The sequence below is a fragment of the Edwardsiella ictaluri ATCC 33202 genome (assembly GCF_000264785.1).
GTDB classification, from domain to species: Bacteria; Pseudomonadota; Gammaproteobacteria; order Enterobacterales; family Enterobacteriaceae; genus Edwardsiella; species Edwardsiella ictaluri.
Genome location: NZ_AFJI01000064.1, coordinates 1 through 15,290 on the forward strand (window position 1 = coordinate 1; position 15,290 = coordinate 15,290).

The 15,290-nt window shown below is 54.2% G+C and carries 12 protein-coding genes; 3 read left to right on the forward strand and 9 right to left on the reverse strand.

Features of this window, described 5'->3' with window-relative positions:
• Positions 1-29 precede the first annotated feature (29 nt).
• The 6 genes from oppF to EIEH_RS09440 form a co-directional block, all read right to left on the reverse strand.
• The gene (gene oppF, locus EIEH_RS09415) at positions 30-1,022 is read right to left on the reverse strand and encodes a murein tripeptide/oligopeptide ABC transporter ATP binding protein OppF (RefSeq protein ID WP_370447957.1); all 993 of its coding nucleotides are present in this window, start codon (positions 1,020-1,022) and stop codon (positions 30-32) included.
• 8 nt (positions 1,023-1,030) lie between these two features.
• Positions 1,031-2,005: an ABC transporter ATP-binding protein gene (gene oppD, locus EIEH_RS09420; protein WP_015871008.1), complete on the reverse strand. Its 975-nt coding sequence runs from the start codon at positions 2,003-2,005 to the stop codon at positions 1,031-1,033.
• An 11-nt stretch (positions 2,006-2,016) separates the two neighbouring features.
• A complete protein-coding gene (gene oppC, locus EIEH_RS09425) occupies positions 2,017-2,925 on the reverse strand; it encodes an oligopeptide ABC transporter permease OppC (RefSeq protein WP_015871007.1) in 909 nt (302 codons plus the stop codon).
• Positions 2,926-2,936: 11 nt separating this feature from the next.
• Complete coding sequence (gene oppB / locus EIEH_RS09430) at positions 2,937-3,857, reverse strand: oligopeptide ABC transporter permease OppB (protein ID WP_015871006.1); 921 nt, start codon at positions 3,855-3,857, stop codon at positions 2,937-2,939.
• Positions 3,858-3,933: 76 nt separating this feature from the next.
• Positions 3,934-5,568, reverse strand: a complete 1,635-nt coding sequence (gene oppA, locus EIEH_RS09435; RefSeq protein WP_015871005.1) for an oligopeptide ABC transporter substrate-binding protein OppA — start codon at positions 5,566-5,568, stop codon at positions 3,934-3,936.
• 692 nt (positions 5,569-6,260) lie between these two features.
• Entirely contained in the window at positions 6,261-6,905 is a 645-nt protein-coding gene (locus EIEH_RS09440) for a YchE family NAAT transporter (RefSeq protein WP_015871004.1), read from the reverse strand.
• Positions 6,906-7,414: 509 nt separating this feature from the next.
• Here EIEH_RS09440 and adhE point away from each other — a divergent pair.
• On the forward strand, positions 7,415-10,087 hold the full coding sequence (gene adhE / locus EIEH_RS09445; RefSeq protein WP_015871002.1) for a bifunctional acetaldehyde-CoA/alcohol dehydrogenase: 2,673 nt from the start codon (positions 7,415-7,417) through the stop codon (positions 10,085-10,087).
• Positions 10,088-10,528: 441 nt separating this feature from the next.
• Here the strand turns inward: adhE and EIEH_RS09450 are convergent, their stop codons facing one another.
• Positions 10,529-11,116, reverse strand: coding sequence for a thymidine kinase (locus EIEH_RS09450; protein WP_015871001.1), 588 nt, complete (start codon positions 11,114-11,116; stop codon positions 10,529-10,531).
• Between the two features lie 517 nt (positions 11,117-11,633).
• On the opposite strand from EIEH_RS09450, the gene hns reads away from it, so the two are divergent.
• A complete protein-coding gene (gene hns, locus EIEH_RS09455; protein WP_015871000.1) occupies positions 11,634-12,041 on the forward strand; it encodes a histone-like nucleoid-structuring protein H-NS in 408 nt (135 codons plus the stop codon).
• Between the two features lie 265 nt (positions 12,042-12,306).
• Here the strand turns inward: hns and galU are convergent, their stop codons facing one another.
• On the reverse strand, positions 12,307-13,218 hold the full coding sequence (gene galU, locus EIEH_RS09460) for a UTP--glucose-1-phosphate uridylyltransferase GalU (protein WP_015870999.1): 912 nt from the start codon (positions 13,216-13,218) through the stop codon (positions 12,307-12,309).
• A gap of 218 nt (positions 13,219-13,436) precedes the next feature.
• Positions 13,437-14,495 (reverse strand): two-component system response regulator RssB, encoded by a 1,059-nt coding sequence (gene rssB / locus EIEH_RS09465; RefSeq protein ID WP_015870998.1) that lies wholly within the window; start codon positions 14,493-14,495, stop codon positions 13,437-13,439.
• 228 nt (positions 14,496-14,723) lie between these two features.
• Between rssB and EIEH_RS09470 the strand changes: the two genes are divergently transcribed.
• The gene (locus EIEH_RS09470; RefSeq protein WP_015870997.1) at positions 14,724-15,206 is read left to right on the forward strand and encodes a YchJ family protein; all 483 of its coding nucleotides are present in this window, start codon (positions 14,724-14,726) and stop codon (positions 15,204-15,206) included.
• The last annotated feature ends 84 nt before the right edge of the window (positions 15,207-15,290 follow it).

Below are 15,290 nucleotides of genomic sequence, written 5' to 3' on the forward strand. Positions count from 1 at the left end.
TCAGGCGGTTTTTTTATGGCTCCGTTCGGCTATAGCGGATCGACCTTCAGGCAGGAGACCGCATGACGGAAGCTGCCCTCCAGCAGCGGCCGGGTCTGTGCACACTCTGGCCCGGCCTGAGGACAGCGGGTGCGGAACACGCAGCCCGATGGCGGATCGATCGGCGACGGCAGCTCCCCCTCCAGCAGCTGAATCTGCTTATTGCGCTCCCTGTCGGGATCCGGCACCGGCACCGCCGACATCAGCGCCTTGGTATAGGGGTGCTGTGGGTTGTGATACACCTCATCATAAGTGCCCAGCTCCACCGCATGTCCCAAATACATTACCAACACACGGTCGGAGATATGCTTCACCACCGCCAGATCGTGCGCGATAAAGATCAGCGACAGCCCCATCTCCCGCTGCAGCGACTGCAGCAGATTGACCACCTGCGCCTGAATCGACACATCGAGCGCCGACACTGGCTCATCGCAGATAATCAGCCGGGGCTCCAGGATCAGCGCCCGGGCAATCCCTATACGCTGACACTGACCACCGGAGAACTCGTGCGGATAGCGGTTGATGAGGTTAGGCAGCAGGCCCACCTTCATCATCATCGCCTTCACCCTGTCGCGCACCTCTCCGCGCGCCATCTGCGGATAATAGGTACGCAGGGGCTCGGCAATAATCTCCCCAATGGTCATACGCGGGTTTAGCGACGCCAGTGGATCCTGAAAGATCATCTGGATATCGCTGCGCACCTCACGCCACTGCTTTTCATTCATTCCCAGCAGATCGCGCCCCAGCCAGCTAACGCTGCCGGAGGTCGCCTTCACCAGGCCGATCAGCGCGCGGGCAAAGGTCGACTTGCCGCAGCCTGACTCGCCGACAACGCCCAGCGTCTCCCCCTGATACAGGCGCAGGGTCACACCGTCCACCGCCTTCAGGCGCTTGGGCGGCTGCCAAAACCAGGCCTTGTTGTCCCGGATATCAAAATGGACTCGCAGATCAGCCACTTCCAACAATATGCTTTTGTCACTCATCGGCCCACTCATGCCAGTTCCTCCACCATTCTGAAGCAGGCGCGCAGGCGCCCATCGCCAAAGGCCGTCAGCGGTGGCGACGCATCACAGCTGGCATCGGCATAGGGGCAGCGCGGCTGAAACGGGCAGCCGGCCGGCAGACGTAGCAGGTTAGGCGGGTTGCCCGGGATGGTCAGCAGCGCCTCCCCGCTCTCTGCATCCAGGCGCGGCACCGCGTTCAGCAGCCCGATGGAGTACGGGTGCGATGGGTGATAGAACACGTCGCGCGCCTGGCCATACTCCATGGTACGCCCGGCATACATCACCAGTACCTTGTCACAGATACCGGCAACGACTCCCAGATCGTGCGTTATCATGATGATCGCAGTATTGAACTCCCGCTTCAGCTCATTGAGCAACGTCATGATCTGCGCCTGCACCGTCACATCCAGCGCCGTGGTCGGCTCATCGGCAATCAGCAGTCGCGGGCGGCACAGCAGCGCCATCGCGATCATCACACGCTGGCGCATCCCACCGGAAAATTCATGGGGGAACATGCGCATGCGCTTGCGCGCCTCCGGCATCTTCACCGCATCCAGCATCCGTACCGACTCATCAAACGCCTGCGCCTTGCTCATTCCTTTGTGCAGCATCAGCACCTCCATCAGCTGCTCACCCGCGCGCATATAGGGGTTGAGGGAGGTCATCGGGTCCTGAAAGATCATGGCGATCTCTTCGGCGCGCAGCCGATTAAGAGCCTTCTCCGGTAAATTTAAGATCTCGCGCCCATCAAAGCTGGCCGAGCCACCGATACGTCCATTCGGCGCCAGCAGTCCCATCAGAGCAAACGCGGTCTGCGACTTTCCCGAGCCAGACTCACCGACGATCCCCAGCGTCTCACCGGCGTCCAGCGAAAAATTAAGGTCGTTGACCGCCGTGACGTCGCCGTCCGGCGTTGCAAAGGTCACACGCAAGGAGCGTACATTCAATAAACCGGATTTCATCTCTATGCCCCTCAACGATCTTTCGGATCGAGGGCATCGCGTAGCCCATCACCGATAAAGTTAAAACAAAACAGCGTGATCACCAGAAAAAAGGCCGGAAAGATCAGCAGCCAGGGAGAGACCTCCATCGAGTTGGCCCCATCGCTCAGCAGGGCGCCCCAGCTGCTGAGCGGCTCTTGGGTACCCAGCCCCAGAAAACTCAGAAACGATTCAAACAGGATCATGCTCGGCACCAGCAACGACGCATATACCACCACCACACCCAGCACGTTGGGCACCACGTGGCGCAGAATAATACGCCACGTCGTTACCCCTCCCACCTGCGCCGCCTCGATAAACTCCTTGCGCTTCAGACTCAGCGTCTGCCCGCGGACAATACGCGCCATGTCCAACCAGGAAACCATGCCGATCGCGATAAAAATCAGCAAAATATTCTGGCCAAAAAAGGTCACCAACAGGATGACGAAGAACATAAAGGGAAACGAGTTGAGGATCTCCAGCATACGCATCATCACGGAGTCCACCTTACCGCCCAGGTAACCGGAGAGCGCACCGTACAGCGTGCCGACCACCACAGCCACCAGCGCAGCGGCAATCCCGACCATCAGCGAAATACGTCCACCAATGGCGACACGCACCAGCAGATCGCGCCCGGAGGAGTCGGTACCAAAATAGTGTCCCCCCTCCAACGCCGGCGCCGCCGACATCATCCCCCAGTCGGTATCGTCGTAGGCAAACGGCGACAGCATCGGGGCGAAGATCACAAACAGGGCAATCAGAAACAGAATACACAGGCTGACCAGCGCCGCACGGTTATGCATAAAGCGGCGCCGTGCATCCTGCCACAGGCTGCGCCCTTCCACGTCCAGCTGTTCGCTGAAGCTGCTCACCGCGGCGGCGCTGTTTTTATTGACTAACATAGGCGCCTCTTTCAGTAACGGATTTTGGGATCGATTACGGCGTACAGCACGTCAACGATAGCGTTAAATACAATCGTCAGGGTGCCTACCAGGATCGTCAGGCTGAGCACCAGTGAGTAGTCCCGGTTCAGTGCGCCATTGACAAACAACTGGCCGATCCCCGGCAGGCCATAGATGGTTTCAATGACCATCGAGCCGGTAATAATGCCGACAAAAGCAGGCCCCATGTAGGAGAGCACCGGCAGCAGCGCCGGGCGCAGCGCATGACGCAGCACAATGCGGTGCAGCGGCAGTCCCTTGGCCCGGGCGGTACGGATAAAGTTAGAGTGCAGCACCTCGATCATCGATCCCCGGGTAATGCGCGCGATACCGGCAATGTAGGAAAGCGAGAGTGCCACCATCGGCAGCAGTATGAACTTCAGGGCTCCGCCGTTCCAGCCGCCGCCCGGCAACCAGTGCAGCGAGATGGCGAAGATCAGCACCAGCAGTGGCGCGACCACAAAGCTGGGGATCACCACCCCGGTCATGGCAAAGGTCATCACCACATAGTCCCAGCGCGAGTTCTGCTTCAGGGCCGCAATGACCCCGGCAGAGACCCCCAACACAACCGCCATGAAAAAGGCGGCAAAACCCAGCTTGGCCGAAACGGGAAAAGAGGCGGCAACCAGCTCGTTTACCGAATAATCCTTATATTTAAACGAGGGGCCAAAATCACCCTTAGAGAGCTGCAGCAGATAGCGGCCATACTGCTTCCAAATGGGGTCGTTGAGATGGTATTTAGCTTCGATATTGGCCATCACCTCCGGCGGTAGCGTGCGTTCCCCGGTAAACGGGCTGCCCGGCGCCAGACGCATCATAAAAAACGAGATAGTGACCAGAATAAAAAGCGTCGGAATCGCTTCCAGAAAGCGACGGAGTATAAATTTTAGCATAGCCCAAACCCTGTACATCAGCCTCGCAGGCTGTCAGCCACGCCGACGGCCGGTCTCCCGGCCGCACGACGAGCAATTAATGTTGAACGATATAAAGATTTTTGTCGTAGACATAATCCAGCGGATCCTTGCCGGTATAGCCACCGACAAAAGGTTTCACCAGACGGGCGTTAACGTAGTAATAGACAGGAACGATAGCCGAATCGCGATCCAACTGCTGCTCAGCCTGCTGGTAGACTGCTGCGCGGCCAGCCTTGTCCGGCGCCTGCAGGGCGTTGGCCATAATGCGATCAAAGGCCGGGCTCTTATAGTGTGGGGTATTATTACTGCTGGTCGACAGCATCATATTGAGGAATGAGCTCGGCTCATTATAGTCGGCACACCAGCCGGCGCGGGAAACATCATAGTTCCCCTGATGGCGCGAATCGAGAAAGGTCTTCCACTCCTGGTTCTCCAGCTTCACATCGACCCCCAGGTTTTTCTTCCAGATCGAGGCGGCGGCAATCGCCAGCTTCTTATGCAGATCCGAGGTGTTGTAGAGCAGATTAAAGGTCAGCGGCTTACCAGGGCCATACCCCGCCTCAGTCAGCAACTTCCTGGCCTCCTGGCTGCGTTTCTCCTGCGACCAGCCAAACCAGGCCGGCTGTGTCAGCACGGCACCATCGGTATAGGGCGGTGTAAAGCTGTATGCCGGCAGATCGCCCTGATTCTTGATTTTGTTAACAATAATATCGCGATCCAGTCCCAGCTTGAGTGCCTCACGCACACGGGGATCGTTAAACGGCGGCTTCTGATTATTGATCTCGTAGTAATAGGTGCACAGATAGGGATCCACTTTCACCTGTTCGGGGATCTCCTTCTTCAGCTTCTGAAACAGCTCGATCGGCATATTGTTATAGGTCATATCGATCTCGCCGGCCCGATAGCGGTTCACATCGGTCACCTCCGATGCGATGGGCAGGAAGGTTACCTTATCGATGATCGTCTTCGCATTGTCCCAATACTGCGGATTTCGCTCCAGCACGATGCGCTCGTTGACGATCCAGTCTTTCAGCTTATAGGCACCATTGCTGACATAATTCTGCGGCAGGGTCCACTTGTCACCAAACTTCTCGACCGCCACCTTATTGACCGGTTTCATCGCATAGTGCGCGGTCATCTCCGGTAGATAAGGAACCGGTTCGCTCAGAGTGACCTGGAATGTATGATCATCCAGTGCCTTGACTCCCAGAGCCGATTTATCCCGCTTGCCGGCGATGATGTCACCAATATTCGCAACGTGGGCATACTGCAGGTAGCTCGCGTAGGGCGATGCGGTCTTGGGATCGGCCATCCGTTGCCAGCTATAGACGAAGTCCTCTGCGGTGACAGGGTCACCGTTGGACCACTTAGCATCCGGACGCAGGTAAAATACCCACACTTTATTATCTTTGCTCTCCCAACGCTGCGCCACGCCGGGGATCGTCTGCCCCTGGCTCTCGTGCTGCGTCAGCCCCTCCAGCAGATCGTTGGTCACGTTGTTTTCCGGCACACCTTCAATCTTGTGCGGATCGAGGGAGGAGACCTCCGAACCATTATTTCTGACCAGCTCCTGTTTGGCAGCCAGCTGTACACCGGCCGGTACCTCGGCAGCCTGAGCTACCACCGCTACGCCAAATGCGCTGAAAATACCGAGGGTTAACATACTTTTTTTAATGATGTGTTTGCTCATTACTACCACTCCCGTATTCAAAAGGAAGCCTGCGGGCAGGCAGGTCAACATCGTTATTTATTCACTGCGGTAATGAAGGAACGGTTCATTCGCTGCAGCTTGCCTTATACCGCCATCGCGGCGGCTGGCATTTATTGTTGCCGGGTAACAAAATAACGGCGACTTAGGCCGTGTGATGATGGATTGGGTCAGCATAACTACCAAGAGCGCGATTTTCTGTAGCATATTGAGCTGACAAGAATGCCGCCTGGAGTACCAACGCCCGTAAGATAGCGTGACATCCTGGGTGAGCCGCCTGATTACCATGTGAGCACCACTGTATTTCGTGCTTTCTCACAGACTGCCCTCCCCCATGATAAAAATCAATTGTAAGTCACTGATATAACATAAAATATAGGATTGTCACATTTTCTGCTGCCTAAAATTTCAATTTTTCGCAAAAAATCAAAACAATATTACAAGAAGTAAGATTTACATAGATAAAAGGACTGATTGAAATTAAGGTAGGTATGAAGAAACACCGGATAATGTACACAATGTTGTCCTCTATGTAGGACAATTTTACAAAAATAGGCACTACGGCGGCGAATTAACCCACCACCAAATACGCTCGCAAAATAAAGATAAGATGATTAAATATATTGTGTAGATATATCTATTACAGGGGCGGCGTCACCGCCGCCCTCTGTCGATTACAGCAGGCCGGGAAAAATAGCTTTCACCCCGGTGACGATGAATTCAATACCCAACGCCATCAGCAGCAGCCCCATGATACGCGTCACGACGTTGATCCCCGACTGCCCTAACAATCGCATCAGCAGTGGCGCAGCACGGAACAACAGCCAACAGCAGAAGGCGAACAGAATGATCGCCAGCGAAAAACCCAATAGATTTTGCCAACCGTGATAGCGGGAGCTCCAGACGATTGTCGAGCTGATGGCACCGGGACCGGCCATTAGCGGTAGCGCCAACGGCACCACGCCAACATTTTCGCGGATAGCCGTTTCCGACTTCTCCTGCTTATTCTGCTTATCCTCACCCAGCTTACCGCTGATCATCGACATGGCGATAGTCATCACCAAGATACCGCCGGCAATACGGAAAGAGTCGATGGAGATACCAAAGACATTCAGTATCGAATCCCCCAGCAGCAGCGCCGTAATCAGAATAATGGCCACTGAAAGATTCGCCGTAAGGTTAGTTCGGTTGCGCGCCGCGGCGGCCTGATAGCTGGTCATGCTGATAAATACGGGCAAGATCCCGACGGGGTTTACCAGGGCGAACAGGCCAATAAAGTATTTGATATACCCGGACAGATCCAGCAGAGGCTGAGTCACTATATGCTCCACAATATAAAGATGATGGTCATCGCGCGTAATGTAATTGAAATGACTGCGCCGATCTATCATTCCACCATAGAATTTTTACTATTTGCCGTCGATCTGCGCAGTATCATCTGCGGCAAAATCCGGTGACGGGATAACGGTTTTGTTGTTTTTTATACGTATAAAGCACTGAGTTTTAGCGTAAGATGATATTTATTCTCAACTAAACCATGCTGAATGGTGTCAGCTTGTCGTATTCGTGATTTTAATCACAAAACAAATACCCAAGAATGAGTAAGCTCGTCTGCATCAAAAAAAGATGGATACGGATGGCCATCTCGGCAAGGTGACAGGGTAATGCGTTCGAGACAATGCCACCTTACCATCCATGTTAAGGTGTTTTAGCAAATTAGCAGCCTGCCAGCAGCAAATGCCCGGCGCAGCAACGCACCAGTATCTATACTGGTCTGCCCTATGCGGCTGATTGACTAAAAAAGTTTAACATTATCAGGAGAGCATTCATGGCTGTAACCAACACCGCTGAACTCGATACGCTGGTCGCCCGTGTAAAAAAAGCCCAACGCGAGTTTGCCAACTTCTCTCAGGAACAGGTAGACAAAATCTTCCGTGCCGCCGCTCTGGCCGCCGCCGATGCCCGTATTCCGCTGGCTAAAATGGCCGTCGCTGAATCCGGTATGGGTATCGTTGAAGATAAAGTGATAAAAAACCACTTCGCTTCCGAATATATCTACAACGCCTATAAAGATGAAAAAACCTGCGGTATTCTGTCCGAAGACGATACCTTCGGCACGATTACCATCGCTGAGCCAACCGGTCTGATCTGCGGTATCGTACCGACCACCAACCCGACCTCCACCGCAATCTTCAAGGCACTGATCAGCCTGAAGACCCGTAACGGCATCATTTTCTCCCCGCATCCGCGTGCCAAACAGGCCACTAACAAGGCCGCCGATATCGTGCTGCAGGCAGCCATCGCCGCCGGCGCGCCGAAAGACATCATCGGTTGGATCGATGAGCCATCCGTCGAGTTGTCCAACGCGCTGATGCACCATCCAGACATCAACCTGATCCTGGCCACCGGTGGCCCAGGCATGGTTAAAGCAGCCTATAGCTCCGGCAAGCCAGCTATCGGCGTTGGTGCAGGCAACACGCCGGTGGTGATCGACGAAACCGCAGATATCAAACGCGCAGTCGCCTCCATCCTGATGTCCAAGACCTTCGACAATGGCGTAATCTGTGCATCTGAACAGTCTGTTATCGTCGTCGACTCCGTCTACGACAAAGTGCGTGAGCGTTTTGCTACCCACGGCGGCTACCTGCTGCAGGGTAAAGAACTGAAAGCCGTTCAGGATATCATCCTGAAGAATGGCGGACTGAATGCCGCCATTGTAGGCCAGCCGGCAGAGAAAATCGCTGAAATGGCAGGAATCAGCGTACCGGCAGGGACCAAGATTCTGATCGGCGAAGTCAGCATTGTTGACGACTCCGAGCCATTCGCACACGAGAAACTGTCTCCAACCCTGGCCATGTACCGTGCCAAGAACTTCGAAGACGCCGTAGAGAAAGCCGAGAAGCTGGTTGCCATGGGTGGTATCGGTCATACCTCCTGCCTGTACACCGACCAGGATAACCAGGGCGTGCGCGTAAACTACTTCGGCGAGAAGATGAAGACCGCCCGCATCCTGATCAATACCCCAGCCTCTCAGGGGGGCATCGGTGACCTGTACAACTTCAAACTGGCGCCCTCCCTGACGCTGGGCTGCGGCTCCTGGGGTGGTAACTCCATCTCTGAGAACGTGGGTCCAAAGCACCTGATCAACAAGAAAACGGTAGCGAAGCGAGCAGAAAACATGTTGTGGCATAAACTTCCTAAGTCTATCTACTTCCGCCGCGGCGCCCTACCGATCGCGCTGGAAGAAGTGGCAACCGACGGTGCCAAGCGCGCCTTTATCGTCACCGACCGTTTCCTGTTCAACAACGGTTATGCCGACCAGGTTACCAACGTACTGAAAGCGCATGGCATCGAAACCGAAGTCTTCTTCGAAGTTGAGGCCGATCCGACCCTGAGCATCGTGCGCAAAGGCGCCGAGCAGATGAACTCCTTCAAACCGGACGTGATCATCGCGCTGGGCGGCGGCTCGCCGATGGATGCGGCCAAGATCATGTGGGTTATGTACGAGCACCCGGAGACCCATTTCGAGGAGCTGGCACTGCGCTTTATGGATATCCGTAAGCGTATCTATAAATTCCCGAAAATGGGTGTTAAAGCCAAGATGATCGCCATCACCACCACCTCTGGTACCGGCTCTGAAGTTACGCCGTTCGCCGTGGTGACCGACGATGCGACCGGGCAGAAATACCCGCTGGCTGACTATGCGCTGACGCCGGACATGGCCATCGTAGATGCCAATCTGGTGATGAACATGCCGAAATCCCTGTGCGCCTTCGGCGGTCTGGATGCGGTAACCCATGCGCTGGAAGCCTATGTTTCCGTTCTGGCCAATGAATACTCTGACGGCCAGGCGCTGCAGGCCCTGAAACTGCTGAAAGAGTTCCTGCCTGCCAGCTACGCAGAGGGTGCCAAAAACCCGGTTGCCCGCGAGCGTGTACACAACGCCGCAACCATCGCCGGTATCGCCTTTGCCAATGCCTTCCTCGGGGTATGTCACTCCATGGCCCACAAACTGGGTTCCGAGTTCCACATTCCGCACGGTCTGGCCAACGCCCTGCTGATCTCTAACGTTATCCGCTACAACGCTAATGACAACCCGACCAAGCAGACCGCATTCAGCCAGTACGACCGTCCGCAGGCCCGTCGCCGCTACGCTGAGATCGCAGACCATCTGGGTCTGAGCGCACCGGGCGACCGCACCGCGCAGAAGATCGGGAGACTGCTGGCCTGGCTGGAGAGCATCAAGGCTGAACTGGGTATCCCCGCCTCTATCCGTGAAGCCGGCGTACAGGAAGCCGACTTCCTGGCGAAAGTGGATAAGCTGTCCGAAGATGCCTTCGATGATCAGTGCACCGGTGCCAACCCGCGCTATCCGCTGATTGCCGAACTCAAACAAATTCTGCTGGATACCTACTACGGCCGCGAGTTTGTTGAGCACGCGCAGGAGGAGAGCAAGGCCGTCGTCACTCCGAAAGCGGAAAAAAAAGCCAAAAAAGCCTGATTAACCCTGCTCCATGCCGATGCACGCTGATGCAATCGGCATAAATCACTGCCACGGGCTCCTTTCACGGGGCCCGTTTCATTGATATCCAAACCGCCTATCTATCACCCCCTGCCCATTACCACTGGCGTCCGTCTCCCCGCGTACCCAGACACCGGTACCGTCGCCGCAGCTCGCGGATAGACATAACCATAGCACCGCGCTCTGCGGCGTATAGAAGCCGCACCGTAGTCCACAGGACGCTGAAGCGGAATACGAGCCGAACATCACGGGCCTACTCTGCATCGAAGGGGCGACAGGGGCCATATCGACGCGAAGGACGCTATCGACAGCACTACGATGCGATGGCCTCAGCGACGCGTGCTGGAGAGACTGAGATAGGGGGAAAAGCGCGCCGCTGAGAGGAACTGCGCGGCGCAGATGGTGATAAGCGATGTGACGTTACCGGGAGGTCACACCGAGCATTTCCTTATAGTGCCGACGACAAACGGAGACATAACGCTCATTGCCGCCGATCACCACCTGCTCACCGTCTTTCAGCGCTCGCCCATCCTGATCCAGCCGCAGCACCATATTCGCCTTGCGGCCACAGTGGCAGATAGTCTTAAGCTCAACCAGCTTATCGGCCCAGGCCAATAAATATTGGCTACCAGGGAAGAGTTCCGCCCGGAAATCAGTACGCAAACCGTAGCACAGCACAGGAATATCTAAATCATCGACCACCATCGACAACGCCAGAACCTGTGCTTTAGTGAGAAACTGACTTTCATCAACCAGAACGCAGTGTACACATTGCTGCTGATGCGCCTGACGGATTTCGGCCAGAAGATCAGTCCCCTGATTATACAGCATTGCAGGTGAGTGCAGGCCGATACGTGAGCTGACCTGCCCCACCGCATAGCGATTATCTATTTCAGCTGTGAATACCAGGGTATGCATTCCCCGCTCGCGGTAGTTATAAGAGGACTGTAACAGTGCCGTGGATTTCCCGGCATTCATTGCAGAGTAATAAAAATAAAGTTGTGCCATCAAACAGCCTTAAACCGAAAAATCACCTAGTATAGGGGGATTCTACCATATATGCAGGGCCGCGTGATGTCCGGGTTATTCCCCGTGACCCGGCTCAGATGATGTGTAAAATCTGTACAGAACACGCTTATCTGTAGGCATAGCTGAGCGCGATTACAGAATAAATATGACATGACGCATACAAATAAGTGATCGACCTAACAGTTGTTTCAGGATGGTTTATGACAAGCGTACCATAAGCGTTTCCCGGGCAATTGTCCGCACAAAAGTAGAATCAGGGTGTATTTATATACATCAAACGGCTAATCAACAGGTAAAACCTGTACACAGAATGGTCTGGCCGACATCATGCGGCGATATAGATAATAGAGTGAAATATTAACAAGGTCAGCCCCTCAATATTTGACTCATACCGACGAATATTTTTCCATTCTTACAAAATTCACTATTGCGTTAAATAAAGTCGCACTCTATTATAAAGATGACGCCCCCACCAATATAATTTGAGATTAGGAAAATGAGCGAAGCATTAAAAATTCTTAACAACATCCGTACTCTCCGCGCCCAGGCCCGTGAATGCACTCTGGAAACTCTAGAGGAAATGCTGGAGAAACTGGAGGTCGTGGTAAAAGAGCGCCGCGAAGAAGACCAGCAAGCTCAGGCCGAGATCGAAGAGCGTACCCGTAAGTTGCAGCAGTACCGCGAAATGCTGATCGCTGATGGCATCGACCCGAATGAACTACTGCAAACCATGAATGCAACCAAGATTACCGGTAAAGCCAAGCGCGCTGCACGTCCGGCTAAATATCAGTATGTTGACGAAAATGGCGAAACTAAAACCTGGACTGGCCAGGGCCGTACGCCGGCCGTGATCAAAAACGCCATTGAAGAGCAGGACAAGTCACTGGATGACTTCCTGATCTAATCTACGCATACGGCATGCCTATGTTAAAAATAGCCTCTGATGAGGCTATTTTTGTTTTCCTCATCCCCCCTGCCCAACGCAACCGCCACGCTCCTCTTATTATTGCTAATGATTGTTTCTACTACGGGCCCCCTGCTGCCATTAGGAATAGTCTCATTCATGAATTTAATCAATTATAGGTATTAACTACCCCATACCTTTGTCTAGTTGCATTATGGCAAAAAAAATGACGCCCCTAAGAGCGCCACTTTTATTTTTTACCAATTTACTTGCTTAAATTCAGCCCCTTGATCCAGGCCGCAAAATCTTCACCCAACGCAGGATGACGCAGTCCATACTCAACAAACGCCTGCATATAGCCCAGCTTATTTCCACAGTCATGGCTACGCCCTTTCAGGTGGTAAGCCTCAACGGTTTCATTCTTCAGCAGCATGGCAATCGCATCCGTTAGCTGAATTTCCTCACCAGCTCCCGGTGGAGTTTTAGACAGCAATGGCCAAATATCCGGAGAAAGAACATAGCGGCCAACGATAGACAGATTAGACGGTGCCTTATCGCGTGGCGGTTTTTCGACCACCGCGCGAATAGCAATGCTTTCCCCTGCAGTCAATTGCGCACCGCAGCAATCCACCACACCATAATTAGATACATCGGCCATCGGCACCGGTTCAACCATAATCTGGCTGGCACCGGTGGACTCATAGCGACGCAGCATCTCACTCAGGTTATCGCTGCTTAAATCTGCGCTGTACTCATCCAAAATAACGTCAGGCAATATCACGGCAAAAGGCTCATCGCCCACCAGCGGATGTGCGCATAGAATAGCGTGACCTAAACCTTTAGCCAACCCCTGACGCACTTGCATAATAGTCACGTGTTTGGGACAAATAGCCTGAACCTCGGCCAGCAGCTGACGCTTAACGCGCTTCTCCAGGATAGCCTCCAGCTCAAAGCTGGTATCAAAGTGGTTCTCGATGGAGTTCTTCGATGAATGCGTGACTAAAATGATCTCATTAATACCGGCGGCAATACACTCATTCACCACATACTGGATCAGCGGCTTATCTACCAGCGGCAACATTTCTTTCGGAATAGCTTTCGTTGCCGGCAGCATACGCGTTCCCAATCCAGCCACCGGAATCACGGCTTTTTTTACTTTTCTCACTGACGTTGACATACAACTCCTCTATACGAATGGCGCATTGTTCGCTCGTCCATAAACGAACGATATGAATGCAAAACTCTCAGCGAGTATACCAGCTCGGTAATCGCGCGCATGTCTTTCATCTGTATTTAAGATCAAATGGATAAACAAACGACAGCACCGAGAATAGCGCCGGTTGATGAAAAAAAGATAGCGGAAAATACCGAAAGACACGGAGGATACCTACCGCGCTAGGCGCCTGGCGCCTGGCGCCGCAGTGGCTGTAGCGCCTGCTGCTCCGGAGCCGCCAGCATCAGACGAAGCTGCCCGACACTGCTCCATATTTGACACTGCCAGCTCCGGCTACGCAGACTGAGCTGGTTCATATGTACGCTCCCCAAGGTTCCCAGCGGCATACCGCCGTTCAGTTGGACCGTACGCTCACCCGCCTCCAGCCGGGCGTGTAACCCAGCGGTAACCAGTACCACGTTGCCGCTGACGGTATGGTAGTACCCCGCCAGCATCGGAAACTGTCCATGCAGCCCCGCTTTACGCAGCAGCTGATTGACACGTTTGAGGATCACTGACATATGCGGCAATGACCGCTCACGGGCAGCCTGCTGGCTCTGCAACAGGGCATTAAAGATAGCGCGGATCATCAACGCCGCGAGAGCGCCATACTCTGCGCTGCGCGTCGTATCCAGGCAATAAAACGCCATCTCCCGCGACGACAGCGGCGCGATATCTAGCACCAGGCCACAGCTTTCCGGATCCGTCAGCTGACGGTAGTTGACTCGGCAGCCGGCGATCATCTGCTGAACCGGTGGCTGGAGCTGGCGCAAAAGCCGTACAGCCTGCACGGGATCACGCTGCAGCGCGGCCCAATCATGGCTCAGGGCATTCTCCTCTAACGCCAGCGAATCGAACAATGCCGGGTAGAGGCAGGTCAGCAGCATCTGTCGAAAGCGGGTAAAATCGCGCACCGGCTTCAGCAGGACATCTTTTGCCCCGAGCCGCATAGCTCGGGCAACATCGCTGACCGACTCCGTCGCCGAAATCACCATCACCGGAGTCTGATTGCCGCGCATCAGCAGGTGACGCAGTAGCTCAATGCCATTCATTTCCGGCATGGATAAATCGCACAGGATAAGGTCGGGGCGACACTGTGCGTACAGCCTCAACGCCTCACGCCCGTTGACTGCTTCGCTGACCCTTACGCCCTGTGTAGCCAGATACCCAGCCAGCAGGCGTCGAAACACGGCATCGTCGTCGACGATCATAATCTGTTTATCGGTGAGCACCTGTGACATAGCCGGCCTCTCATACCCTGACTGATCCTAGTGTGGTTCAATATCGGCACACTTGCCCTGACGACCAGTGAAAATGTTATATATTGCGCGATTCACCGCAGTTTTCTAAAAACCAGATTTTTACTTATCTACAGCAGATATTGGTTATTATGACCAGAATATCAGAATAGAAGCCGGGCGATATTGCGCCTAACCTTTTCTCACCAATAGTTGCAAATGGTTATTCCTATGAAATTACGCCATCCTCTTGATGCGCCCTGCCCCTGCGGCAGCGAGCGCGCATTTTCTGACTGCTGCGCCCCTTATCTGAACGGAGAACAGCGGGCGACAACGCCGGAGCAGCTGATGCGCTCACGCTACAGCGCCTTTGTCACCCACCATGCTGACTATCTGATTGCCACCTGGCATCCCGATTGCCAAATGGCTGCGGAGCGCGATGCGATTATCGCCAGCTTTGACGACACTCAGTGGCTGGGACTCCGCGTTATCGCCAGTATGCCGGGCCGCGATGTACATGAAGGGTTTGTGGAGTTTATCGCCCGCTTCCATACGCCCTCTACACATACAAACGGTGCTATTCACGAACGATCGCGTTTTCTGGATCTCAATCACGCTTGGTACTATGTTGATGGAGCCCGGCCCACGGTAGGACGCAATGACCCCTGCCCGTGCGCCAGCGGCAACAAATATAAAAAATGCTGCGGACGCTAGGCTGCGTCCCGCCCTGAACGGGGGAATTGACACTCCCTTCTCGGTGGACGTCGTGATAACGGCCCGGCAAGAACAAGGATGCCA